22 protein-coding genes are annotated in these 22,836 nt (G+C 65.1%); 6 read left to right on the forward strand and 16 right to left on the reverse strand.

The window, feature by feature from the left end:
- The gene (locus tag M2335_RS01425; RefSeq protein WP_264593549.1) at window positions 1-630 is read right to left on the reverse strand and encodes a TlpA family protein disulfide reductase; all 630 of its coding nucleotides are present in this window, start codon (window positions 628-630) and stop codon (window positions 1-3) included.
- Window positions 631-661: 31 nt separating this feature from the next.
- Between M2335_RS01425 and argH the strand changes: the two genes are divergently transcribed.
- The 3 genes from argH to pepN all read left to right on the forward strand — a co-directional run bounded on the left by argH (window position 662) and on the right by pepN (window position 5,139).
- The gene (argH, locus tag M2335_RS01430) at window positions 662-2,044 is read left to right on the forward strand and encodes an argininosuccinate lyase (protein ID WP_264595335.1); all 1,383 of its coding nucleotides are present in this window, start codon (window positions 662-664) and stop codon (window positions 2,042-2,044) included.
- Window positions 2,041-2,331: a hypothetical protein gene (locus M2335_RS01435; protein ID WP_264593550.1), complete on the forward strand. Its 291-nt coding sequence runs from the start codon at window positions 2,041-2,043 to the stop codon at window positions 2,329-2,331. The genes argH and M2335_RS01435 overlap by 4 nt, the downstream gene beginning before the upstream one ends.
- A 207-nt stretch (window positions 2,332-2,538) precedes the next feature.
- Window positions 2,539-5,139 carry an aminopeptidase N gene (gene pepN / locus M2335_RS01440; protein ID WP_264593551.1) on the forward strand — a complete coding sequence of 867 codons (2,601 nt, stop codon included), beginning with the start codon at window positions 2,539-2,541 and terminating at the stop codon, window positions 5,137-5,139.
- Between the two features lie 24 nt (window positions 5,140-5,163).
- Here pepN and M2335_RS01445 read toward each other — a convergent pair whose 3' ends face one another.
- From M2335_RS01445 to M2335_RS01460, 4 genes are all read right to left on the reverse strand, one after another.
- Window positions 5,164-5,817 carry an ABC-type transport auxiliary lipoprotein family protein gene (locus M2335_RS01445; protein ID WP_264577058.1) on the reverse strand — a complete coding sequence of 218 codons (654 nt, stop codon included), beginning with the start codon at window positions 5,815-5,817 and terminating at the stop codon, window positions 5,164-5,166.
- Window positions 5,814-6,776, reverse strand: a complete 963-nt coding sequence (locus tag M2335_RS01450; protein ID WP_181561110.1) for an MlaD family protein — start codon at window positions 6,774-6,776, stop codon at window positions 5,814-5,816. The genes M2335_RS01445 and M2335_RS01450 overlap by 4 nt, the downstream gene beginning before the upstream one ends.
- A 74-nt stretch (window positions 6,777-6,850) precedes the next feature.
- Window positions 6,851-7,651: an ABC transporter ATP-binding protein gene (locus M2335_RS01455; RefSeq protein ID WP_264571668.1), complete on the reverse strand. Its 801-nt coding sequence runs from the start codon at window positions 7,649-7,651 to the stop codon at window positions 6,851-6,853.
- Complete coding sequence (locus M2335_RS01460; protein ID WP_264593552.1) at window positions 7,648-8,757, reverse strand: ABC transporter permease; 1,110 nt, start codon at window positions 8,755-8,757, stop codon at window positions 7,648-7,650. Before M2335_RS01460 ends, M2335_RS01455 begins: the two co-directional genes overlap by 4 nt.
- A gap of 116 nt (window positions 8,758-8,873) precedes the next feature.
- Between M2335_RS01460 and M2335_RS01465 the strand changes: the two genes are divergently transcribed.
- Complete coding sequence (locus tag M2335_RS01465; RefSeq protein WP_264595336.1) at window positions 8,874-9,518, forward strand: HAD family hydrolase; 645 nt, start codon at window positions 8,874-8,876, stop codon at window positions 9,516-9,518.
- Between the two features lie 27 nt (window positions 9,519-9,545).
- Here M2335_RS01465 and pgeF read toward each other — a convergent pair whose 3' ends face one another.
- The 4 genes from pgeF to M2335_RS01485 all read right to left on the reverse strand — a co-directional run bounded on the left by pgeF (window position 9,546) and on the right by M2335_RS01485 (window position 12,805).
- The gene (gene pgeF, locus M2335_RS01470; protein ID WP_264593553.1) at window positions 9,546-10,310 is read right to left on the reverse strand and encodes a peptidoglycan editing factor PgeF; all 765 of its coding nucleotides are present in this window, start codon (window positions 10,308-10,310) and stop codon (window positions 9,546-9,548) included.
- Window positions 10,307-11,326: a class I SAM-dependent methyltransferase gene (locus M2335_RS01475; RefSeq protein WP_319801182.1), complete on the reverse strand. Its 1,020-nt coding sequence runs from the start codon at window positions 11,324-11,326 to the stop codon at window positions 10,307-10,309. The genes pgeF and M2335_RS01475 overlap by 4 nt, the downstream gene beginning before the upstream one ends.
- The gene (gene lgt / locus M2335_RS01480) at window positions 11,316-12,179 is read right to left on the reverse strand and encodes a prolipoprotein diacylglyceryl transferase (RefSeq protein ID WP_264593554.1); all 864 of its coding nucleotides are present in this window, start codon (window positions 12,177-12,179) and stop codon (window positions 11,316-11,318) included. The genes M2335_RS01475 and lgt overlap by 11 nt, the downstream gene beginning before the upstream one ends.
- A 125-nt stretch (window positions 12,180-12,304) precedes the next feature.
- The gene (locus M2335_RS01485) at window positions 12,305-12,805 is read right to left on the reverse strand and encodes a sterol desaturase family protein (protein ID WP_264593555.1); all 501 of its coding nucleotides are present in this window, start codon (window positions 12,803-12,805) and stop codon (window positions 12,305-12,307) included.
- 314 nt (window positions 12,806-13,119) lie between these two features.
- Between M2335_RS01485 and M2335_RS01490 the strand changes: the two genes are divergently transcribed.
- A complete protein-coding gene (locus M2335_RS01490; RefSeq protein ID WP_264592461.1) occupies window positions 13,120-13,665 on the forward strand; it encodes a peptidylprolyl isomerase in 546 nt (181 codons plus the stop codon).
- 128 nt (window positions 13,666-13,793) lie between these two features.
- On the opposite strand, the gene M2335_RS01495 is transcribed toward M2335_RS01490, so the two are convergent.
- From M2335_RS01495 to sseA, 3 genes are all read right to left on the reverse strand, one after another.
- Window positions 13,794-14,531, reverse strand: a complete 738-nt coding sequence (locus M2335_RS01495) for a TorF family putative porin (RefSeq protein ID WP_181561116.1) — start codon at window positions 14,529-14,531, stop codon at window positions 13,794-13,796.
- Window positions 14,532-14,851: 320 nt separating this feature from the next.
- A complete protein-coding gene (gene metC, locus M2335_RS01500; RefSeq protein ID WP_264593556.1) occupies window positions 14,852-16,096 on the reverse strand; it encodes a cystathionine beta-lyase in 1,245 nt (414 codons plus the stop codon).
- Complete coding sequence (sseA, locus tag M2335_RS01505; protein WP_264593557.1) at window positions 16,093-16,938, reverse strand: 3-mercaptopyruvate sulfurtransferase; 846 nt, start codon at window positions 16,936-16,938, stop codon at window positions 16,093-16,095. The genes metC and sseA overlap by 4 nt, the downstream gene beginning before the upstream one ends.
- A gap of 77 nt (window positions 16,939-17,015) precedes the next feature.
- Here sseA and queF point away from each other — a divergent pair, with 77 nt between their 5' ends.
- Window positions 17,016-17,462 carry a preQ(1) synthase gene (gene queF / locus M2335_RS01510; RefSeq protein ID WP_181561119.1) on the forward strand — a complete coding sequence of 149 codons (447 nt, stop codon included), beginning with the start codon at window positions 17,016-17,018 and terminating at the stop codon, window positions 17,460-17,462.
- A gap of 20 nt (window positions 17,463-17,482) precedes the next feature.
- Here the strand turns inward: queF and M2335_RS01515 are convergent, their stop codons facing one another.
- The 4 genes from M2335_RS01515 to hflK form a co-directional block, all read right to left on the reverse strand.
- Window positions 17,483-19,084, reverse strand: a complete 1,602-nt coding sequence (locus M2335_RS01515) for a DUF853 domain-containing protein (protein WP_264593558.1) — start codon at window positions 19,082-19,084, stop codon at window positions 17,483-17,485.
- A 115-nt stretch (window positions 19,085-19,199) separates the two neighbouring features.
- Window positions 19,200-20,699 carry a DegQ family serine endoprotease gene (locus M2335_RS01520; RefSeq protein ID WP_264571679.1) on the reverse strand — a complete coding sequence of 500 codons (1,500 nt, stop codon included), beginning with the start codon at window positions 20,697-20,699 and terminating at the stop codon, window positions 19,200-19,202.
- 151 nt (window positions 20,700-20,850) lie between these two features.
- Window positions 20,851-21,696 carry a protease modulator HflC gene (gene hflC / locus M2335_RS01525; protein WP_264571680.1) on the reverse strand — a complete coding sequence of 282 codons (846 nt, stop codon included), beginning with the start codon at window positions 21,694-21,696 and terminating at the stop codon, window positions 20,851-20,853.
- Entirely contained in the window at window positions 21,693-22,817 is a 1,125-nt protein-coding gene (hflK, locus tag M2335_RS01530; protein WP_264593559.1) for an FtsH protease activity modulator HflK, read from the reverse strand. The genes hflC and hflK overlap by 4 nt, the downstream gene beginning before the upstream one ends.
- Window positions 22,818-22,836: the final 19 nt, after the last annotated feature.

Genomic DNA, 22,836 nt, shown 5'->3' on the forward strand with positions numbered 1-22,836 from the left:
TTACCCACCAATTTCGGCAATCAGTTTCTGCCCATCTTCCTCATCCCACTCCAGCGCACCGACGATGCGGGCGACTTCCTTGCCCGCGCCATCGTACAGAATGGTCGTCGGCAGCGTGCCGGTGCCATAATGGAAGCCGAGCGCATTCTCCCGGTCCAACCAGGTCTGCAGCGTGGAGAGCTTGCGCGCCGACCAGAAGGTGGGGACGCCATCCGGCTCCATGTCCTGAGAAACGGCGATCACCTTGACGCCCTTGGCTTCCGCAGCCTTGGCGGCGCGGTCGAGGGCAGGCAATTCGGCCACGCAAGGCGCGCACCAGGTCGCCCACAGATTGACCAGCATCGGCTTGCCCTGCGCAATGGCCTTGAGCGTCGCGGGCTTGCCGTCGATGGTGGTGAAGGGCTTGTCCGGCATCGCCTCGCCCTTGTGGCTGCGGTCGATGACATGGGAGAAGGTCTTGCCCGCGCTCCCCGGTGCAGCTTCGTCCGGGCTCACTTCATCGGGGGAGAGGGCATTGCCGACCGCGGCGTCGTTGCCGGCGCCTTGCGCGTTTTGAGCGGATTGCCTATCGCAGCCGCTCGCGGCCAGTGAGAGGCCGATCAGCATAGCAAGGGCAGAAATAGAGCGCATGGCAGACTCCGCAAGCAAGGGCGCGAACAGCATGTGGGGCGGTCGCTTCGCGGCCGGGCCGGCCGCCGTCATGCGCGAGATAAATGCCTCGCTTCCGTTCGACAAGCGCTTGTGGCGGCAGGACATTGCCGGCTCCATCGCGCACGCCCGGATGCTCGGCGCGCAAGGCATCCTTGCGCAGGACGAGGCAGCGACGATCATCGGCGGGCTGGAGGCGATCCAGGCCGAGTATGAAGCCGGTGATCTGCCCGAGGATCTCGACCTTGAGGACATTCACATGGCCACCGAGGCGCGGCTGGCCGAGAAGATCGGGCCGGTCGCGGGGCGGCTGCACACCGCACGTTCGCGCAACGATCAGGTGGCGACCGATTTCCGCCTCTTCGTGCGCGATGCCATTGATGAGGTGGACGCCAGCCTCAAGGCGCTGCAGCGGGCGCTGATCGGGCGAGCCGGCGAGCACTCAGAGAGCGTGATGCCGGGGTTTACCCATTTGCAGAGCGCCCAGCCGGTGACGCTCGGCCATCACCTCATGGCCTATTATGAGATGATCGCGCGGGATCGTTCGCGCTTTGCCGATGCGCGCGCGCGGCTCAATCTCTCGCCACTCGGTGCGGCGGCGCTGGCGGGCACGGGCTTTCCGACCGATCGGCATATGACCGCGCAAGCGCTCGGCTTCGACGGGCCGACGCGCAACAGCCTCGACAGCGTTTCCGACCGGGATTTCGCGCTCGATTATCTCATGGCCGCCACCCAGTGCAGCCTGCACCTCTCGCGGCTGGCGGAAGAGTTCGTGATCTGGGCAAGCCAGCCCTTCGGCTTCATTTCGCTGCCCGATGCCTATTCCACCGGCAGCTCGATCATGCCGCAAAAGCGCAATCCCGATGCCGCCGAGCTGGTGCGCGGCCATGCCGGGCGGATCATGGGCTGCATGACGTCGCTGTGCGTCACCATGAAGGGCCTGCCGCTGGCTTATTCCAAGGACATGCAGGACGATAAGCCGCCTTTGTTCGAGGCGCATGATCTGCTCGGCCTCTCCATCACCGCGATGACCGGCATGGTGGAGACGACGACCTTCCGCACCGAACGGATGCGGGCGCTGGCCGAAAGCGGCTTCGCAACCGCAACCGACCTTGCCGACTGGCTGGTGCGGGAAGGCAATGTGCCGTTTCGCGAGGCGCATCACATCACCGGGCGTGCGGTCAAGGCAGCGGAAGAGGCGGGCGTGCAGCTTGCCGCGCTGCCGATCGAGACGCTCAAGGCTATCGACGCGCGGATCGACGAGCGCGTCTATGCGGTGCTGACGGTGGATGCCTCTGTCGCCAGTCGCAAGAGCTATGGGGGCACCGCACCCGATCAGGTGCGCGCGCGGATTGCCGAAGCGCAAGCCGCGCTGGATGGAGAGACTGGTCGATGAAAGCGATGAATCACAAGATGATCGCGCGCGCCGCTCTGACGCTGCTCGTGGCGGCTGGTCTTGCGGGCTGCGGCTCGGTGAAGGATCTGCGCCCCAAGGAGGGCATGGGCCAGGTGCCCAAGGCCGCCGCCGCGCCTGAGCGGGAGACGCCCAAGCAGCTCATGACGCCATCCACCCAGGCAAAGCCCGACCGGCAGGCAGATCTGCTCGACCGATCCATGGAGCGCGCCGAGGACCCGTTCGATTTGCCGCCCGGGCCGAACAACGGGCGGAGTGGGGCGGAGTAATCTTGGTATTCTGACCTCCCGTTCGTGTCGAGCGAAGTCGAGACACGTTAGGACTGTCCTCGGTGTCTCGACTTCAGCCTTTAGGCTGAAGTTTATCCTGAGCGCCCGCCCTGCGGGCAGTCGAAGGGCTCGACAGGAACGGATGTTGGGACTTTTACCGCCCGCACCCCGCTTGTGCCCCGCCTGATGCGGGCATAGGACTGAGGCATGGATATTCAGACCACCCAAGCCGCCGCCACGCCGCCTGTCATCCGCCGCGAGGATTATCGCCCGCCGCTCTGGCAGGTGCCGCAGATCAGCCTCGACTTCGATCTCGATGCCCGCGCCACCCGCGTCAAGGCCCGGCTTGAGGTCACCCGCGCCGGCGATCATGCCCAGCCGCTGCGACTGGATGGCGACGGACTGACGCCGCTGCGGGTCGCCGTCGACGGCCGCACGCTCGCCCCCTCCGACTGGCGGCTCGAGGAGGGCGCGCTGCTGATCCCGCTGACCGGCGAGAGCCACGTCGTCGAGACCGAGGTCGAGATCAATCCTGCAGCGAATACACAGTTGATGGGGCTCTACGCTTCTGGGGGCCTGCTCTGCACCCAGTGCGAGCCGGAGGGCTTCCGTCGCATCACCTTCTTCCCCGACCGGCCGGATGTGCTCTCGCGCTATGATGTGACGCTGCGCGCCGACAAGGCGACCTATCCCGTGCTGCTCGCCAATGGCGATCCGGTGGAGGTGGGCGATCTGGAGGGCGGGCGGCATTGGGCGCGCTGGACCGATCCGTTCCCCAAGCCGAGCTATCTGTTCGCTTTGGTCGCTGGCAATCTCGCCTGCAATGCGGACAGTTTCACGACCATGAGCGGCCGGCCGGTGAAGCTCGGCATCTGGGTGGCGGAAAGCGATCTGCCGCGCACGGACCATGCGATGAAGGCGCTCAAGGATTCGATGGCGTGGGACGAGCGCGTCTATGGCCGCGAATATGATCTCGATGTGTTCAACATCGTGGCGGTGGCGGATTTCAACTTCGGCGCGATGGAGAATAAGGGCCTCAACATCTTCAACACGCGCTACATTCTGGCAGACCCGGAAACGGCGACCGACCCGGATTATGACGCCATTGAGGCGGTTGTGGCGCACGAATATTTCCACAACTGGTCGGGCGACCGAGTAACCTGCCGGGACTGGTTCCAGCTCTCCCTCAAGGAAGGTTTCACCGTCTATCGCGATCAGGAATTCTCCGCCGACATGGGCTCGGCACCGGTCAAGCGGATCGAGGATGTGCGCGTGCTGCGCGCGGCGCAGTTCCAGGAAGATGGCGGTCCGCTCGCTCACCCGGTGCGGCCAGAGTCCTATATGGAGATCAGCAACTTCTATACGGCGACCGTCTATAACAAGGGCGCCGAGCTGATCCGCATGATGGCTAGGTTGCTGGGGCCAGAGCGGTTCCGCAAAGGCACCGACCTGTATTTCGAGCGGCATGACGGGCAGGCGGCGACCTGCGAGGATTTCGTCCGCGCGATGGAAGATGGCGGCGGCATCGATCTCGCTCAGTTCCGGCTCTGGTACAGCCAGGCCGGCACCCCGCGCGTGACGGTCGAGACCGCGCATGATGCGACGAGCGGCACGGTGACGCTCACCTTGCGCCAGACCGTGCCGCCGACGCCAGGGCAGGGCGAGAAGCAGCCCATGGCGATCCCATTCCTCTTCGCCCTGTTCGACCGGAAGACGGGCGCCCATGCCGGCGAGGAGTTGGAGGTGCTGACGCAGGCGGAGACGGTCATCACGCGCACCGGTTTCGCGCAGCCGCCGGTGCTTTCGCTCAATCGCAGCTTCTCCGCGCCAATCGTGGTGGAAGCCGAGCAGAGCGCCCAGGATCTGGCCTTTCTCGCCGCGCGCGATGACGATGCGTTCAGCCGCTATGAGGCGTTGCAGCAGCTCATGATCAATGGCCTGCTCAGCCACATTGCGGGCGGACCGCTGGAGAGCGGCGTCATCATCGACTCGATCCGCCGGACGATCAGCGACGACACGCTGGACCGGGCGCTGATCGCCGAAGCGGTGAAGCTGCCAAGCGAGGCCTATCTCGGCGACCAGATGCAGGTCGTCGATCCGGATGCCATCCACGCGGCGCGTGAGGCGCTGCAGCACGAGATCGGCGCGCAACTGGAGCAGGACTGGCGCAGGCTCCATGCCGATTGCGCGCGCAATGGCTTCTCGCTCTCGGCGGACGCGCGCGCGGCCCGCAAGCTGCGCGGGGTTGCCTTGAGCTATCTGGTCGCATCAGGCGCATCGGATGGCCCGGCGCTTGCCCTCGCCCAGTTCGAGCAGGCGGATAATATGACCGAGCGCCAGGCCGCGCTGGCTGTTCTCGCCAATGGCACGGCGGCGGAGCGGGACGCAGCACTGGCGGCGTTCCACGCGCGCTATGCGGGCAACGCGCTGGTCATCGACAAATGGTTCCAGACCCAGGCTTTGGCCTTCCATCCGGAGACGGTCGATAATGTCGCGGCGCTGAGCAGCCACCCCGACTTCACACTCGCCAACCCCAACCGCGCCCGCGCGCTTTATGGCGCGTTTGCCGCCAACCAGTGGGCGTTCCACCGGGCGGACGGCAAGGGCTATGACATGGTGGCAGGCGCCATCATCGCGCTCGACAAGCTCAATCCGCAGACCGCCGCGCGGCTCGTGCCGCCACTTGGTCGCTGGCGCCGGTTCGATGCGCAGCGGGGTGCCGCCATGCGCGCGGCACTGGAGCGGATCATCGCCGAACCCGGCCTCTCGCGGGACGTAATGGAGCAGGCGACGAAGAGCCTCGCCTGAGCGGGATAGGACTTCAGCCGGGCGTCAGGTCCGGCTGGAGACCCAGGTCGCCACGGCATTGGCGACATCGTTGGCGGCGGCGCTGATCGCCGGGGCGACGCCATCTGCGTCGATGCGGCTGACCGGCGCGGAGGCGGTGAACCGCTGGCGCGTCACTGTCAGGCCGTCGGGCGAGAGCATGGTCGCGTCGAACGTGACGACCGCTTCCCGGCGCGTCGCATCGATACCGAATTCGACCAGATCGCCATTGAGGATGTAACCGGTGCGGGCGAGATACTGGCCGGGGTCGAGCACCAGGATATTGCTGCGCGACCGGATCGTCTCCGATAGGAGAGACTGGAATTGCCGGGCTGGCGTATCGACCCAGATCGCATCCTTCACATAGGCAAAGCTGGTGCTGTTCTCGCGCACCGCCACGCGCGGGGTCGCGAGGGCCTTCGGCACGTTCGGCACATCGATGAACAGGGCGGATTCACTGGCACTGGATGCCGATACCCCGGCCGGCACCGTCGCCGTGCTGGCAATCGCGAGCAGCCGGTCGGGCGGCTCGGCACCGAACTTCACGCACCCGGCCGCCGAAATGAGCAGGCCCGTGATCAGGGCCGCCCGCGCTGCGTTGCGCATCGCTGCTCCGCTGGTCGCCGGGGTGGTCTGCACGTTCGCTCTGCTGTTCGTCATGGCTTGTAATCCGGCAATTTGGGCGAGCCGATCAAGGCGCCTGCACCCTGTTGTTCAACGGTATCCGTCACAGCCTGAAGCGAACGGGAGACCTGACGCAGATCGCGGACCAGCAGGCCGATTTGCGGCATGGTGTCGCGGGTAAAGGTCCGCATGCCCGGCTGTGCCTCCTTCAGGGTCGCATCCAGCGTTTCCAGCGTCGCGCCGGCATTGCGGATCGTCGTGCGCAGGTCGCGGATGAGGGGACGACCCTCTTCGTTCACCAGCGCATTGGTGTTGTTCGCGGCCTGGGCGAGCGATTCGGCAGCCTTGGAGGCATTTTCGAGCGTCAGCTTGGCTTGTGTGATGGTATCAGCCAGTTCCGGTCCACGCGCGGCGATGTCGCCTGTCAGCTTGTCGAGATTCTGCAGGATGCCGGCAATATGCTTCTGGTTGCGATCATCCAGCAGCTCGGTCAATCGCTCGGTGAGCGTCGTAAGCCGCTCCAGCAGCATCGGGGCGCTGTTGAGCAGTTCGCCAAGCGCACCGGGTTTGGTCGGGATGACGGGGACGCCTTCGGGGCAGACCGACTGCGCATTGCGCTCCGGGCAGACGATCGGCGGTGCGCCGCGCACCGCGCCCTCAAGCTGAATTTCCGAGACACCGGTAAAGCCCACGCCATTGATCGTCGCGGTCGTCCCTTGCAGGACAGGCGTCGTCCGGCTGACGACGATGCGCACGCGCACGAACTGGGGGTCGCGCTCCCAAAGCTCGATCGACTGGACCTGCCCCGAGGGCACGCCAGCATAAGTCACCGCCGATCCACGGGCGATGCCGCTCACCGACTGCTTGAAGAAGATGTCGTATTCCTTGCGATCGGATTCGCCGATGCGTGAGAACCAGAAGGCTGCCCCGACCGTCAAGGCCATCAGGAGCAGGACGACCGCGCCCACGAACACATTGTTGGATCGTGTTTCCATCTATTTCCTGCTTTCCCCCAACGGCTTTATGGCGCCGTGGTTCCACCCTGTCCATGTCTGCGGCCGATTGTGCATCACGCGCCTCTCATCTTGGCGCTCTGGCCATGGGCAACGCGCCCGCGCGGCCCGTTGAAATATTCCTGGATCCAGGGATGATCGAGCGCCAGCAACTCGTCGATCGTCCCGACCGCGATGACCTTCTGATCGGCGAGCACGGCAACGCGGTCGCAAATGGCGTGGAGCGTGTCGAGATCGTGGGTAATCAGGAACACGGTCAGGCCCAGCGTCTCCTGCAAGGCCCGCGTCTGCTCGTCGAAAGCCGCAGCACCGATTGGGTCGAGTCCCGCGGTCGGCTCATCGAGGAACAGCAGGGCCGGGTCCAGCGCGAGCGCGCGGGCAAGGCCGGCGCGCTTGCGCATCCCGCCGGAGAGCTCGGAGGGGAATTTCGGCCCCGCATTGTCCGGAAGGCCGGTCATCAGGATCTTGTAGGCGGCGATTTCCTCGCGCAACTGAACCGGCAGATCGGGATAATACTCCCGCAACGGCACCTGCACATTCTCGGAGACAGTCAGCGTGGAGAACAGCGCGCCGTTCTGGAACAGGATACCCCAGCGCTTGCGGATTGCCAGCAATTCCGGGTCCGCAGGGTCGCGGTCCAGCATTTGCTCGCCGAACACCTCGATGGAGCCGGCATAGGGGCTTTGCAGGCCGATGATCGAGCGCATCAGCACCGACTTGCCGGTGCCTGATCCACCCACGACGCCGAGAATCTCGCCGCGCCGCACGTCGAGGTCCAGCCCGTCATGCACGGTCTGGTCGCCGAAGCGATTGACCAGTCCCCGGATGGAGATGACCGGATCGTCGCTAGCGCTCATTTCCACCCCAGCCAGGTGAAGAACACCGCGAAGATGGCATCGAGCACGATGACGATGAAGATCGCCTGCACCACAGCGGCGGTGGTGCGCAGGCCGACTTCCTCGGCATTGCCGCGCACCTGCAGGCCCTGGAAGCAGCCTGCGATCGCGATGATGAGGCCAAAGACCGGCGCCTTGATAAGGCCGATATAAAGGTCGGTCAGCGGCACGACTTCACGCAGCCGCTGGAAGAAGGTGACGGGCGGAATATCGAGCGAGACCGCGCACAGGAAGGCACCGCCGATCACCGCCATGACCGAGGCATAGAAGCCGAGCAGCGGCATCATGATGACCGCGGCCATGATGCGCGGCATCACCAGCGCTTCCATGGGCGAGACGCCGATGGTGCGCATCGCGTCCACTTCTTCATTGAGCTGCATCGTGCCGATCTGCGCGGCAAAGGCCGATCCCGAGCGGCCGGCGACCATGATGGCCGTCATCAGCACGCCCAGTTCGCGAAACGTCAGGCGCCCGACGAGATTGACGGTCAGCACCTCCATACCGAACTGCTCGAGCTGCACCGACCCTTGCTGCGCGATCACGATGCCGACGAGGAAGCTCATCAGCCCGATGATGAAGAGCGCCGAGATTCCGACGACCTCGATACGCTGGACGACGGCGATCAGACGGATGCGAGACGGATGCCGCAGCAGCATGAAGGATGTGATGACCACCGCGCCCAGAAAGCCGAGCAGGCCGATCATCGTGTTGAAGGTCATCCGGGTTGCAACACCCACTTCCTCCAGAATGCGCACGATCGGATGGGGCGGCACATTGCGCGTTTCCAGCGGTTGATCGTTGCGCGAGACGACGTCGATCAGCCGCATTGCGTCGTCACTGGCGCCGGTGATTTCCGCCTGCGTGCGTTTGGCGAGGCTGTGGACGATCCACGCGCCGATTGTGTCGATCTGGGTGACCTGCGTGAGGTCGATCCGGGCGACATCGCCCTCTATCGCCTCGGTGCGATTGGGCAGATCGCCAAGCTGGGCGAGCGCAAGGCTGCCGGCGAAGGCAACCGTCCGGCCTGTTGCATCGTTGCTCTCGATGAGGTCGGCAGATTGCGTCATCTGAGCCACAGTGGGCCAGTTTGCGTTGCACGGCAAGCCGAATTGGACCATCTGGCGGGCCGCAGCCCGAGAGTACAGGGAGACATTGAGCGGTGCAGAGGATCGCGATCTACGACATGGACCGCACGATCACCGTGCGCGGCACCTATGCGGCGTTTCTCACGCACATGGCTCTCTCGCTGGCGCCGTGGCGGCTGATTTTCCTGCCCGTGGCGGGCTTGGTCATGCTCGGCTATGTGCTGAGGCTGGTCGATCGCGGCCGGGCGAAGGAACTCAATCAGGCGCTGCTGATCGGGCGACGGGTCAATCGCGAGAGGATCCGCCCGGCCGTGGAGGCCTATGCCGACAAGGTGATTGCGCGCAACATTCGCGCCGGCGCGCTGGCCCAGATCGCGCAGGATCGCGCCTCCGGCTGCCGGCTGGTGATCGCTTCGGCATCCTTCCGGCTTTATGTGGAACCGATTGCGAAGAGGCTGGGCTTCGATGATGTGATTGCTACCGATCATTTCAGCCAGGGTGTCGACTACATCCGGGCACGCATTGCAGGAGAGAACTGCTATGACGTCGCAAAGTTGCGGATGATCGAGGCGTGGATGTCCCGCGAAGGGATTGCCCGGGCCGATGCGCACGTCCGCGCCTATAGCGATCACGTCACCGATGCACCGCTGTTGGGCTTTGCGGACGAGGGCTATGCGGCGAACCCCCATAGTGCCTTGGCGTCACTGGCGGCGGAAGAAGGCTGGCCCGTTCTGCACTGGTGAAGTTGCGCGGCGCGACGGGAATAGCGCCTACGCCGGTAACCCGATGAGCGAAATCTGCCGCCCATAGCCCGGCTCGCCAGCATGGCAGGCGCGACGGTAGGAGAAGAATCGCGCGGGCTGGCTGTACGTGTCCTCATCCAGCAAGGTGACCGTGCCGATGCCCGCCTGCGCCAGTCGCGCTCCGACATAGCCGGCGATGTCGAACTGCAGATGGCCAGGGCGGCCCTCGGCGAAAAAGCGCTCGTCATCCGGATCGCGTTCGAGGAACGGGCGCTCGAAACCGGCACTCACCTCATAGCTCGCCTTGCCGATGCATGGGCCGATGGCGCAGGCGATGGTGGCGCGTGTCGCGCCCAAGAACGTCATTGCGTCGATGGTCGCTTCCGCCACGGCGTGGAGCGCGCCTTTCCACCCCGCATGGGCCGCCCCCACGACGCCATGGGTGGGATCGGCAAAGAGGATCGGCACGCAATCAGCAGTGAGAACCCCCAGCAGCAGCCCGGGGCGCGCTGTCACCAGCGCATCGGCTTCCGGTCGGGCGTCGCGCGGAAAGGCAGCGTCCGCAATGACAACGCGGGCGGAATGGACCTGATGCAGCGTCACGAGCGTCGATTGCGGTAGCACGGCTTCGCGCGCCAGATCACGATTTGTCAGAACCGCGTCGCGCTCGTCATCCGAACCCAAGCCGACATTGAGTCCGGCGTGAATCCCTATCGAGACGCCGCCGGTGCGCCCAAGAAAGCCGTGGGGTACATCGCCCAGCGCGCCGGCGCGCAGCACTTCGATGCTCATGCGAACCCCGCCGATGCCGGCCAGTCCGGGTGACGCAAGGCGAGGGCCTTGAACAGCGTGCCCATCTGATCGGGCTCGACCAGCCGGTCGCGCGCGGCGCGGATATCCTCGGCACGCGCAGGATTTGCGCGGGTAAGCGTGGCTGCGCGCGCATCAATGCCCAGCGTCGTGAGCAGGGCGCCCTGCCCGATGCATGGTTGCGGCCGCAACCCGTGCGCCCGGCCGACGGCGGCAATCATGCCGAAGTCGACATGGGCGGTCAGGTCGCGGGTGCCCGGCGCATCGAGCGGATCGGCAAAGCGGTGCTGGCTCATCGCTTGCAGCGTATCGCCCGATGCCGGTCCCTCATAGCCATAATCGATGGTCAGCAGCGCACCGCCCTGTCGGCAGAACCGCTCTGCGAGATCGGCGACGATGGCTTCGGCCGCAAAATTGCGCTCGACCATGGATCCCAAAGGCGCATCGCCGAGCGCAAGGGGAATGTGCTGGCCGCAATCCTCACCGCCAAGGATGAAAGCAGCGGGCTCGCGCTGCACGAAACGTTCGCGCCAGCCCGCGCCGGTGCGCTGGAACTGGCGGATCGGCAGGGCATCGAAAAACTCGTTGGCGATGACGATCAGCGGGCGATCATCGGGCAGTGTCGCCACGCTGTCATGCCAGATCGCGCCCGGCACGGCGGCCTGCTGGCGAGCACGCAGCGTAGGGCTGGTTTCGACGAGATGGACCGGCGGTACGAGCCTGGCTTGGCCCATCGCTCGCAGGGCGTCGGCCGCGAGCGTCCCGCGACCCGGTCCCAGCTCGACATAGGCGAAGGAAGGGCCGACGCCGGCGCGCAAGGCAAGATCGGCCATCCAAAGCCCGATCAGCTCGCCGAACATCTGGCTGATCTCCGGCGCTGTGATGAAGTCCCCGCGCGCGCCCAAGGGATCGCGCCCGGCATAATAAGCGGCATTGGCTGCCGCCATGAAGTCGTGGAGCGAAAGAGTGTCGCGGCCCTGCCAGATGTCAGGCGACACTGTCCTGCCCGGCAATCGGCTCGACGCGGGTCCGGCGGCCCTTCGCGGTCACCACCAGATAGAGGCCCAGCACCAGCATCGGCAGGGTCAGCCACTGGCCCATATGCAGGCCGGTGCGTTCCGCGAACTCCATCAACTGGGAATCCGCCTCGCGGTAGAACTCGACGAAGAAGCGGGCAGCGCCGTAGCAGAGCGCGGCAATGCCGAACAGCTTGCCGGGCTCGTAGCGGGCCTTGGTCTTCCAGAAGAAAAAGGCGAGGATCGCGAACATCAGCGGCCCTTCCAGCAGCGCTTCGTAGAGCTGGCTGGGATGCCGGGGCAGGTCGCCTCCGCCGGGGAAAACGATACCCCATGGCACGGTGGTGACCTTACCCCACAGCTCACCATTCACGAAATTGGCGAGCCGGCCGAAGAACAGCCCGAACGGCACGACGCAGGCGATATAGTCCGCCACCCGCAGGAAGGAGAGCTTCTCGCGCCGGGCCATCCACCAGATCGCGGCGATGACGCCGATGGTGCCGCCATGCAGCGACATGCCCCCTTCCCATAGCTTGAAGATGTCGATGGGGTTCTGGAGGATCGACGGCTGATAGAAGAGAATATAGCCGAGCCGTCCGCCCACGATGATGCCGAGCGTGGCATTGAAGATGAAATCGTCGGCATGGCGACGTGCCATGGGCGCGCCCGGCTGGCGGAGCAGCACGGTCAGATACCAGTAGCCGATCAGAATGCCGGCGAGATAGGCCAGACTATACCATTTGATCGCGAAGAAGCCGAGATCGAGGGCGACCGGATCGAGCCCGAGATTCTGGAAATAGATGGGCTGAGCAGCGGCCAGGACAGCAAGCGTCAAGTGTTTTCCCCGTCAGTTTTGCGCTGCATAGTGCAAGACGTCAGCAACACCAAGGCCGGAGAATGACAGGCCACGCTGCAAGCCATGTCCTCGGCATGGAAAGCACCCGTGGCGGCGAGAGCCTCCTACCGGCCCCGCGCGTCGCGGATGCGGCCCGCGTCCATGCCAGCGAGTTGCCGCTTGAGGTCTTCCGGCGCCGGGGCGATCAGGAAGCCGAAGCTCACATTGCCCTCGCGCGTCTCCACCACATGATGCAGGCGATGCGCCTGCACGATGCGCTTCATGTAGGGCGAGCGAGCGACATAACGATGCTTCACCCGCTGGTGAACGATGATGTCGTGGAAGCAGAGGTAGATGGCGCCATAAGCGGCGATCCCGGCGCCGACGGCGGTCGCCCAGTTGCCCCAGCCCCATTGCACGCCGCCGAGCAACATCAGGATCGAGGGCAGGGCGAAGATCACGAAATAGAGATCGTTGAGCTCCCAATTGCCCTTTCGCGGCCGATGATGGCTGGCATGCAGAAACCAGCCGGGGCCGTGCATCACCCAGCGGTGCATCACATAGGCAAAGCCCTCCATCAGCGCGACGGTGAGGATGAAGAGAGCGACGAGTCTGAGGAACGACATGGTGCTCCCGCCTATAGGCTTGCGGGGACAGGCTGTGAAGCGAAAGGGCTGCCTTGTCTTGCGGGGAGAGCGCGGGTTAGCATGGCGTCATGATGATCCTCTCACGCCTTCGCCGGCTGACGATGCCCGTCGCCCTGGCCACCCTCTCGGCAACGGCGCTTGCCCCGGCCCACGCCCAGCGATCCGAAGCCGAGATTCAGGCGAAGATCGATGCCGAGCTGGAAGCGATCAACCGTGCCGAGGCCGCCGCGCGGGCGGCCGAAGCGGCCGCGGTCCAACGCAAGGCTGAGGAGGAGGCTGCCAAGGCGCGGGAGGTGGTCGAGACGCAGGTCTTTGAGACCGTGCCCGTCGTCCTGACGACCAGCGCCGGCGCCGTCACCCTTGCGATCGAGACAGAGCGTGCACCCGTGACTGCAGCCAATTTCCTCGCCTATGTCGATGGGAAGCGGCTCGATGGCACGTTCTTCTATCGCGCCTTCAAATGGGAGGACGGCACGCCCGGTGGATTCATCCAGGGCGGAACGCAGAACGATCCAAAGCGCATCCTGAAACCCGTGCCGCATGAGCCGACCAGCAAGACCGGGCTGAGCCATATCGAAGGCGTCATTTCCATGGCGCAAGGTGCGCCGGGGACGGCGACGGGCGATTTCTTTATCATCGTCGGCGACATGCGTGGCTTCGACGCGACGCAGGATCAGCCGGGTTTTGCCGCTTTCGGCCGGGTGATCGACGGCATGGATGTCATTCGCAGCATCTGGAACGCCCCGCGCAGCGCGACGAAGGGTGAAGGCGTGATGAAGGGGCAGATGCTCGAGCCTGCCATTCGCATCATCACGGCCCGGCGGGCCAAGGCCGACTGACCTGGTTCAGGATCGGTTTGTAAGAGCGCGGCCGCTCCCTCGTCGCCCATAATAAAAAGGGGCCGCGACGGATGTCGCGACCCCTTTGTTCAGCCGTCTCCCCCCGGTGACGGCCGCACTTTATTCGATCAGAACGCTGCGCCGACCGAGAACACGACCGCTGCGTCGCTGCCGCGGATCTGGCCGGGCTCGTCGGTGTCGACATAGCGCACGCCGAAGGTCAGCTGCTTCCAGCTGGCGCTCACGCCAGCCGACCAGTCGAACACTTCGCCGTCAACGCCGCCGAGGAAGCTATCGCTCGTTGCGTAGCCGATGCTGCCGTCAACAGTGAACGGCGTGCCAGGGATGGCGAGCGACGGAGCGGCCTTGATGTAGAAGGCATCGTTCTTGCCGAGCGCGTCCTGCTTCCAGGCGTAGTTCGCCGTGACTGCCAGGCCGACCGGGCCAAGCGTGGTCTTGAGCGTCACATAAGGCTCGAAAAAGTCGGTCGCGACGTCGGTGACCGTGTCCTTCGGGTACAGATAATAGAGCAGACCGGCGTCGACCGTCACGCCCGGAGCCAGCTCCGTGGAGTAGCCGGCGAAGAAGTCGAGCTCAGCGGTCGCGCCATTGCCAGCGCCGTCGAGATCCGGGAAGTCGACGTTCGAACCCCAGGTGCCGAAGTAGAAACCGCTGTCGTGCGTCACGGTGATGCCGGCCTGGATGGCAGCATTCTGCTTCGTCTGCGAGAAGCCGCGGAAGCGGTAGTCAGACACAACGGTGGCGGAGCCGGAAACGGTCAGGCCGCTGTCATCGTCCTGCGCGAGAGCAGGGGTGGCAGTGGCAAAAATAGCGAGGGCCGAGAGGCCCAGAATGGACTTACGCATGGGATTCCCCTTAACGAGATAAAAATGCGATCGTCCCTGCCTGCAGCGCCGGGCGATCGCTTCATTTTGGATCCGCATTTTGCTGCGGTTGAGCGGACTTGCCGGCAAGCCGCGATCCTGATGCCTCTGTCTTGTGCGACGCACAAGACAGAAACTGCACATATGTGTTGCGAACTCATGAAGTGTTGCAGCCGCGCCACGCTGGCTATTGACCGAAACCGTAGGGGAAGCAGGCGCATCTGGAGGTTTCGCCAGACTTGTTCAGGCGCGAAGTGCCCCCATCGGCGTTCAGCCAGGGTGCAGTGCAAGCAGCGGGCGACTCAAGGAGCGGCGTGGTGCTCCATCGCAAGGTGCCAACGCTGAAGCCCCTCTTCGAGGTCCGCGATGAGATCGTCAGGCTCTTCCAGCCCGACATTGATCCGCACCAGCAAACCCTTGGCCTCCCACTGTCGCGCCGTGCGCAGGCTGGCGGGATCGACCGGCAGGGCAAGGCTCTCGAACCCGCCCCAGCTATAGCCGATACCGAACAGCGTCAGCGCGTCGATTAAAGCCGCGCGGGCCGAGTCGTCGTTGCTCGCCAGTTCGAAAGCAAACAGGCCGGCGCTCCCGGCGAAATCGCGGCGCCACGCTTCATGACCGGGGCAGGATGCCAAAGCCGGGTGCAGCACGCGCGCGACCTCTGGCCGCGCTTCCAGCCAGCGGGCCAGCGCCAGCCCGCTTTCGCCCTGATGCTTGAGGCGCACGGCCAGCGTCCGCATGCCGCGCAGCACCAGCCAGGCATCGTCCGGGCTGACGGTCTGGCCCAGCATGTGGCCGCGCTTGTGGATGGCCGGCCACAGCGCCGCATTGGCGGTGACCGACCCCATCATGACGTCACTATGGCCGCAAAGATACTTTGTGCAGGCGAGGATCGACACATCAACCCCCAGGCCGAGGGCCGGCAGCAGCAAGGGTGTCGCCCAGGTGTTGTCGATCAGCGTGATGATCCCGCGCGCCTTTGCCACTGCGACAATGGCGGGCACGTCCTGCACCTCGAAGGTCAGGCTGCCGGGGCTTTCGAGGAAGATGGCTCGGGTATGCTCGGTGCAAAGCGCAGCGATATCGGCGCCGATGAGCGGATCATAATACATCGTCCGCACGCCGAACTCGCGCAGCATTCCATCGCACATCGCGCGGGTCGGGCCATAGACGCTGTCGACCATCAGCAGTTCGTCGCCGGGCTTCAGCACCGCGAGCAAGGCGCCGGCAATGGCGGCGACGCCCGAGGGGTAGAGCATCGTGCCGGCCGCTTCCGGCTCCAACTGGGTGATGGCCTCAGTCAGCGACCAGCTCGTCGGCGCGCCACGCCGGCCATAATAGAGGCGGTGCGGATCGGCGGTCGTGGCGCTGCGCAGATGCGCTACATCCTCATACAATATGGTGGAAGCGCGCCAGACGGGTGGGTTGACGATCCCGCCGGGTTGCCCGGGCATCCCGGTCCATTCTGGGCGGCGACCGGCCTGGACCAGTCTTGTGCCGGGGCCAAGAGGTTTGCCGGTCTTTCCGTCGTCGTGGGTGCCGCTCATGCCGGGCCGACCGCCTTGGGCGTCGCAGGATCGGCACCCCATTCGGACCAGCTCCCGTCGTAGATTCGTACATCTTCCTTGCCCAGCAGTGCTGCGCCGAACAGCAGATTGCAGGCAGTGACGCCGCTGCCACAGCTCATGATCAGCGGCTTGTCGAGATCGACGCCTGCATCGTCAAAGGCTTGCCGCAGCGCGTCGCCCTGCTTCCAGCGTCCCTGTTCGTCCAGCAACAGGTTTGACGGCAGATTGGCCGAACCGGGGATATGGCCTTCCGCCATGCCGGCGCGCGGCTCGGCGGCGTCGCCCCGGAATCGGTCGGCGCTGCGGGCATCCACGACTTGCGCGGCGCAACTCTCCAGATTGGCGAGCACATCGGCCTTGCTGGCAATCGCGCTGTCGTCGCAGGCGGCGGTGAAGGCACCGTTGTTCGACCTGGCTGCCTCGCCTGCTTCGGTCGGGCGGCCTTCTGCCGTCCAGCGCGCCAACCCGCCATCCAAAATAGCAACCTGACGTGCGCCAAAGATGCGTAGCAGCCACCACGCCCGGCCCGCGCTGCTCAGCGGACTATTGTCGTAGATGACGATGCGGTCGTCCTGCCCGATGCCGAGGGCCGCCATCCGCTCGGCGAACTGGGCGTTGGTCGGCACCATCGCGGGGCGTGGATCGCTCGCGTCGTTGAGCGTCGAGAGATCGAGGAACAAAGCGCCGGGAATATGCTGCGCCAGATATTCCGCCTTGGGGTCACGCGGGGTGCCCGGCAAGAAGGCCGTGGCATCGAGGACCTTGAGGTCCGGCGCGCCGAGCGCCTTTGCGAGCCAATCGGTAGAAACCAGCATATCCATGGCGAAGCGTATCCTTGAGGTGGGATGGTTGGCGCAAGGGGTTCGCGCCGGCCACGAATCATATTAAGGCGCGTGGCATGACACTCAAGCATCTCGGTCAGACAAGCGGCCTTCCGGCAAGCCCGGAGGAGGCCGTTCTCGATTATGTGCCCAATCCCCGCAAGGGCCGGCCCTATCTGGTGCGCTTCACCGCGCCGGAGTTCACATCGCTTTGCCCCGTCACCGGCCAGCCCGATTTCGCGCATCTGGTCATCGATTATGTGCCGGGCGAGACGATTGTGGAATCCAAGTCGCTCAAGCTCTTCCTCGGCAGTTTCCGCAATCATGCCGGTTTCCACGAGGATTGCACCGTCGGCATCGGTGAACGGCTGACGGCCGAAATGCAGCCGCTCTGGCTGCGCATCGGCGGCTATTGGTATCCGCGTGGTGGCATTCCCATCGATGTATTCTGGCAGTCCGGTCCGCCCCTGGATGGCGTATGGCTCCCGGTTCAGGATGTCCCCGGCTATCGCGGCCGGGGCTAAGCGGGCGCCCGAGCGAACCGTTATTTGAGCAGTCCGCCCAACACGCCGCGCACGAGACGCCCGACCAGCCCGCCGCTGCTCTTGCGACTCGATCCACCGAGAATCGCCTTGCCGATCTCATTGGCGACCTGCCGGCCCACCGAAGAAGCGGCCGAGCGCGTCGCGGACTGGATGGCGCGGTCGAGATTGCTCGGCTTGGCAGCTTCTCGTGCCTGAGCACGGGCTTCTGCCTCGCGCTGTTTGGCTTCCAGCCTGGCCTGCTGCGCGGCTGCCTTGTCCGCCTCGGCCTGTGCCTTGGCTGCGTCTGCGGCGGCAGCTGCCGCCTGCGTGCGAGCCAGCAGGATTTCCTCGGCGGATTCGCGATTGATCGCCTCGTCATATTTGCCGTCACAGGGCGAAATGGACTGGATGATCGCGCGCTCCTTGGGCTCTAGCACGCCCAACCGTGAGCGCGGTGGCGCGATCAGCGTCCGCTGGACCATAGAGGGCGCGCCATCTTCCTGCAGCAGGGAAACGAGCGCCTCGCCCACGCGCAGTTCGATGATCGCGGTTTCGACGTTCAGAGCGGGATTGGCGCGGAACGTCTCGGCGGCGGCCTTGATCGCCTTCTGCTCACGCGGGGTGAAGGCGCGCAGGGCATGTTGCACTCGGTTGCCGAGTTGCCCCGCCACATCCTCCGGCACGTCGATAGGGTTCTGCGTCACGAAATACACGCCCACGCCCTTGGAGCGGATCAGGCGCACAACCTGCTCGATCTTGTCGACCAGCGCCTTGGGCGCATCGTCGAACAGCAGATGCGCTTCATCGAAGAAGAAGACGAGCACGGGTTTTGCAGGGTCGCCGACTTCCGGCAGCGTCTCGAAGAGCTCGGACAGCAGCCAGAGCAGGAAGGTCGCATACAGCTTCGGGCTGCGCATCAGCTTGTCGGCGGCGAGGATGTTGATGAACCCGCGGCCCTTCTCATCGGTGCGGATCAGGTCGCTGATCTCCAGCGCGGGCTCGCCGAAGAATTTGTCGCCACCCTGCGATTCGAGCTGCAAAAGCTGGCGCTGGATGGCGCCCACGCTGGCCTTGGTCACATTTCCATAGCGGCTGGTGAGCATGTCGGCATTGTCAGCGCAATAAGCCAGCATCGCCTGCAGATCGCCCAGGTCGACCAGGAGCAGCCCTTCATCATCCGCATAGCGGAAGGCGATGGTCAGCACGCCTTCCTGCGTTTCGTTCAGCCCCATCAGCCGGGCGAGCAGCAACGGCCCCATTTCGGAAATGGTGGCGCGGACCGGATGGCCCTGTTCGCCATAAAGATCCCAGAAGATCGCCGGATTGTCCGAGAAGGCATAGTCAGCCATGCCGATTTCCTGCGCGCGGGCGATCAGCTTGTCGGCGTTCTTTGCCGTCGGCGAGCCAGCCATGGCGATGCCGGACAGGTCGCCCTTCACATCGGCAAGAAAGACCGGAACGCCCTGCGCCGAAAAGCTCTCGGCCAGCCCCTGCAGTGTCACCGTCTTGCCGGTTCCGGTCGCGCCGGCAATCAGGCCGTGCCGGTTGGCGCGACGCAGGACCAGACGCTGCGGTTCGCCGTCGAGACTTTGGCCAATGAAGATGCTCGTGTCGTCGCTCATGCCCGTTCTCCAACCACAGGCCAGAGGTAGCTTGGCAAGGGGAGCAAGAAAAGCGGCACAAACAGAAAAGGGCGCGAGGTCATCGCGCCCTTTCACTCTGTCGGGATGCCCGCTTTTACATGCCGCGCAGGCGGATCGGCACGAAGGCCGGCGGCGATCCGCGGCGGACCACCTGCAGGAGCACGGCGTTGCGGCCGGCATCCTTGGCGGCCTGCGCGGCCTTGCCCAGTTCCGCCTCGCTGGTGACCGGCTGGCCATTGGCCGTGGTAATGACGAAGCCGCGGCGCAGCCCCTTCTGTCCGGCGTCGGTCGCGGGGTCGACAGCCGTCACCACCACGCCGCGCGTATCCGCCGGCACGCCAAGCTGGCGGGCGATGGCGGGCGTCAGCGACTGGACGGCGATGCCAAGCAATTGCTGCGAGGCTTCCTTGGTGGCCTGGGCATCCTGGTCCGAGAAATCGTCCTCGGCCGGCTGGCTGAAGTTGGCCAGTTCCTCTTCCGCCGGACGCTCCTCGATCGTCGCGCGAATGGTCATGCGCTTGCCATTGCGGATCAGCTCGATCGGCACGCTGGAGCCAACCGGCAGATTGGCGACGATGTAGGACAGCGTCTCGTCCGGGTTCACCTCGCGATCGTTGACCTTCACGATGACATCGCCAGCCTTGATGCCGGCCTTGTCGGCAGCGCGGCCCGGCTCGACGCCATGCACGAACTCGCCGCGGTTGCGGGGCAGGCCGAGCGAATCGGCCATGTCTTCGGAAAGCTGGCCGATCTGGATGCCGAGATAGCCGCGCGTGATCGTCTGGCCCTTCCGCAGCGTCTCAATGATCGGGACAGCCTGCTCGGCCGGGATCGCAAAGCCGATGCCGATGTTGCCGCCGGTGGGCGAGAGGATCTGGCTGTTGATGCCGATCACATTGCCGTTCATGTCGAACATCGGGCCGCCGCTATTGCCCTGGTTGATCGACGCGTCGGTCTGGATGAAGCGCTCGCCCCCGCCGGTGTTACGGTGGAGCGCCGAGATGATCCCGGCGGTGACCGTGCTGCCGATGCCGAAGGGATTGCCGATGGCGATCACCCAATCACCGACGCGGGCACGGGTCGAGTCGCCGAACTTCACGAAGGGCAGTGGCTTGGTGGTGGAGATCTTGAGCACGGCAAGGTCCGAGCGCGGATCGGTGCCGATCAGCTTGGCCTCATATTCCGTGCGGTCGGGGAGCGTGACGGTGATCGAGTCGACCCGTGCGCCCCGCGCACCCGGCGCGATCACATGATTGTTGGTGACCACATAACCATCTGCCGAGATGATGAAGCCCGAGCCGAGCGACTGCGCCTGGCGAGTCTGGGGCTGGTCGCCCGAGCCGAACAGGGCACCGAACGGCGTGCCTGCGAACGGGTTCTGCACCTGCACGCGCTGGCGGGTGGAAATATTCACCACGGCCGGCTGCAGGCGCTGCGCCATGTCGGCGAAGCTCATTGGCGCGCCGCGCGGCGCGGCTGCGGCCATATTCTCGTTCTGCGCGGTCTGCGCGACGACGGTGGATGAATTGGATGTCAGGGCAATGGCGGTGCCGCCGAGGAGGAGGGCTGCGGTAATAGCATAAGCGTAGCGCACGAAGATGTTCCTCTTCTCTTCATCTTTCGCCGGGCGTTCCGGAACGGAAGGCCCGGAGCCGGGGAGTGACCCACCGGCCATGGAATCGCCCGGATGAACGGGCATTGAATGGTCAGGGCGCGACGTAAAGACGCCGCGCCCTCAATCAGCCTTAGCGCCCCCGGAACTGGCGGAGATAGTCGTTGTCCGTGGACAGGACGGCGCTGGTTTCGCCCGGCGCCGTTTCGGCAAAGGTCGTCCGGTAGGACTGCATGGCGCGATAGAAATCGTAGAACTGCGCATCCTTGCCGAAGCTGGCGGCATAGACCTTGGCTGCGGCGGCATCGGCATCGGCGCGGATCAGCTGGGCGCGCCGGGCGCCTTCTGCGCGGATGGTCAGAGCCTCCTGCTCGCGCGCGGTGCGCATCCGCTGGAACGCGCTCTGCAGCGGCGTGCCGTCGGGCAGGTCAGCGCGCATGATCCGCACGTCGATGATCTCGGCGCCATACTGCCGCGCGACCCGGTTCAGGCTGGCGGTGATGTTGTTCATCACCTCGCTGCGTTCCGGGCTGAGCAACAGGTCGAAGCGGCGGCGGCCCAGCTCGTTACGCAGGGCCGAACCCAGGATCGGGCGCAGCGCGTCCTCAACTCGGGTCTCGCTACCGGCCGAGATGAACATGCGTCGGGGGTCGACGATGCGGTAGCGTGCAAAGGCATCGACCTGCAGACGCAGCTGATCGGTGGAGAGCACCTGCTGGCGCTCCATGGCGACCGACTGCACGCGCTTGTCGATCCACACGACCTGATCGACGAACGGCAGCCGGACCTTGAGGCCGGCACCGGTGTTCCCGAACACCTCATTGGGCTTGTAGGCATTGTAGATGCGGACCGGTTCGCCGAAGCGCAGCACGACGGCCTGCTTGGTTTCCGGGACGATCGAGAAGGTGCTGGCCAGCAGGATCAGGCCGACAGTCGCCAGAACGGCCAGCAGGATGGGGTTGCGCAAGGAGAGGTTCATTGTGCTCCTCCCTGCTGCTGGGCTTGCGGCTGTGCGGGCGTCTCCACACTCACATTCGCGCGGGGGCGAAGGGCTGGGAGCGGCAGATAGGGCGTCACACCGGGGGTTTCGACAATGGTCTTGTTCACGCCGGAGAGCACACTTTCCATGGTTTCATAATACATGCGGCGACGCGTCACGTCGGGTGCGAGGCGATATTCCTCATACACCTTGTCGAACGCGGCGGCCTCACCCTGTGAGCGGGCAGAGAGCTGCTGCGCATAAGCGCGGGCCTGATTGAGATAGGTTTCGGCAGCCTGCTGCGCAGCGCTGACTTCCTTGAAGGCATCGTTCACGGCAGCTGGCGGATCGGCCTGCTTGATGGCGACGCCCTGAATGCGCACGCCCGCGCCGTAGCTGTCGAGAATCTGCTGCATCCGCTCCTGCACCTGTGCCTCGATGGCATTCCGCCCGGCGCCGAGCGCGTCGGTCAGCGAGACTGTCGCCACCACTGCGCGCATGGCGGATTCGGAAACGGCGGTGATCGTTTCCTCAGGATTGGCGATCTGGAAGAGATATTGCTGCGGGTCGCGGATATTCCAGCGGACAGAATAGCCCAGATTGATGATGTTCTGGTCCCCAGTGAGCACCAGCTTCTCTGACTCATCGCCAGCCGAGCCGAGATCGACGGTGCGGATCTCTTCGACGTCGAGGATGGTCACATTTTCGAGCGGGGCGGGCAGCGACCAGTTGATGCCGGGGCCAAGGGTGCGGCTGTAGCTGCCCAGGATGGAGACGATGCCGCGCTCTTGCGGGCCGATCCGGTGAATGCTGGTGGTGGCGATCCAAAGCACGACGATGGCGATGGCGGCATAGAACCAGATCGCGCGTCCACCCGGGCTGCGCGGCGTACCGCCGCCCTGACCGCCGAAGCTGTCCCGCGCGCGGCGCATCAACTCATCGATTGCGCTCGGGCCGCGCGAATCCGCGCCACCTCGGTCATCCCGGGGCGGTGGGGTCCACGGGTTGCGCGGACCTTCCTTGCCTTTGCCGGAAGACGGCTCCTCGCCCTGCGTGCCCCAAGGACCACCTTCGCTCACTGGCAAAGTCTGGCCGGGATTTTCCATCAATTCCTTACTCATGCCGTGGTTATAGGGACGG

It is taken from the genome of Sphingobium sp. B12D2B (assembly GCF_025961775.1).
Taxonomy (GTDB): domain Bacteria; phylum Pseudomonadota; class Alphaproteobacteria; order Sphingomonadales; family Sphingomonadaceae; genus Sphingobium.

Bases quoted from the DNA above. Each gene is read 5' to 3' on its own strand.
- M2335_RS01455 (WP_264571668.1), bottom strand. From the start codon at position 7,651: ATGAGCGCTAGCGACGATCCGGTCATCTCCATCCGGGGACTGGTCAAT.
- M2335_RS01460 (WP_264593552.1), bottom strand. From the start codon at position 8,757: ATGACGCAATCTGCCGACCTCATCGAGAGCAACGATGCAACAGGCCGG.
- M2335_RS01495 (WP_181561116.1), bottom strand. From the start codon at position 14,531: ATGCGTAAGTCCATTCTGGGCCTCTCGGCCCTCGCTATTTTTGCCACT.
- M2335_RS01435 (WP_264593550.1), top strand. From the start codon at position 2,041: ATGAAAGCGATGAATCACAAGATGATCGCGCGCGCCGCTCTGACGCTG.
- metC (WP_264593556.1), bottom strand. From the start codon at position 16,096: ATGAGCGGCACCCACGACGACGGAAAGACCGGCAAACCTCTTGGCCCC.
- pgeF (WP_264593553.1), bottom strand. From the start codon at position 10,310: ATGAGCATCGAAGTGCTGCGCGCCGGCGCGCTGGGCGATGTACCCCAC.
- queF (WP_181561119.1), top strand. From the start codon at position 17,016: ATGACACTCAAGCATCTCGGTCAGACAAGCGGCCTTCCGGCAAGCCCG.
- sseA (WP_264593557.1), bottom strand. From the start codon at position 16,938: ATGGATATGCTGGTTTCTACCGATTGGCTCGCAAAGGCGCTCGGCGCG.
- M2335_RS01485 (WP_264593555.1), bottom strand. From the start codon at position 12,805: ATGTCGTTCCTCAGACTCGTCGCTCTCTTCATCCTCACCGTCGCGCTG.
- hflC (WP_264571680.1), bottom strand. From the start codon at position 21,696: ATGAACCTCTCCTTGCGCAACCCCATCCTGCTGGCCGTTCTGGCGACT.
- M2335_RS01465 (WP_264595336.1), top strand. From the start codon at position 8,874: ATGGACCGCACGATCACCGTGCGCGGCACCTATGCGGCGTTTCTCACG.
- argH (WP_264595335.1), top strand. From the start codon at position 662: ATGTGGGGCGGTCGCTTCGCGGCCGGGCCGGCCGCCGTCATGCGCGAG.
- pepN (WP_264593551.1), top strand. From the start codon at position 2,539: ATGGATATTCAGACCACCCAAGCCGCCGCCACGCCGCCTGTCATCCGC.
- M2335_RS01425 (WP_264593549.1), bottom strand. From the start codon at position 630: ATGCGCTCTATTTCTGCCCTTGCTATGCTGATCGGCCTCTCACTGGCC.
- hflK (WP_264593559.1), bottom strand. From the start codon at position 22,817: ATGAGTAAGGAATTGATGGAAAATCCCGGCCAGACTTTGCCAGTGAGC.
- M2335_RS01445 (WP_264577058.1), bottom strand. From the start codon at position 5,817: ATGACGAACAGCAGAGCGAACGTGCAGACCACCCCGGCGACCAGCGGA.
- M2335_RS01515 (WP_264593558.1), bottom strand. From the start codon at position 19,084: ATGAGCGACGACACGAGCATCTTCATTGGCCAAAGTCTCGACGGCGAA.
- M2335_RS01450 (WP_181561110.1), bottom strand. From the start codon at position 6,776: ATGGAAACACGATCCAACAATGTGTTCGTGGGCGCGGTCGTCCTGCTC.